The following is a 291-nucleotide window of genomic DNA, read 5'->3' as shown; positions in this document are numbered from 1 at the left end:
GGTTCACGCAACAACCTCTTATTAAAGCTGTCGTTGAACAAGGGCTTGATGTGATAGGGATGGTGAAAAATGCCAAACAGCGCTACAACGTGAATGGACAAATGGTTTCGTTAAAACAACTCTATCGATCTGCGTCGCCACTTCAAGGAAAGAAAGGGCTTCTTCGTTCTATCACAACCACAATGACAAATGGCGTACCAGTTAATGTCGTGTTCGTTCAAAACCGTAATAAAAAGAGGGAATGGCTTGCCATTCTAAGCACCGATTGTACGCTTTCTGAACAAGAAATCG

Annotated in this window: 1 pseudogene; it reads left to right on the top strand. The window is 43.0% G+C overall.

Annotated features, from left to right (window positions below):
* A pseudogene (locus PZE06_RS28720) lies at positions 1-291 on the top strand (IS4 family transposase); the annotation flags it as partial.

The sequence above is a fragment of the Robertmurraya sp. DFI.2.37 genome (assembly GCF_029211245.1).
Lineage (GTDB): Bacteria > Bacillota > Bacilli > Bacillales > Cytobacillaceae > Robertmurraya > Robertmurraya methanolica_A.
This window is presented reverse-complemented; position numbering and strand designations above follow the sequence as displayed.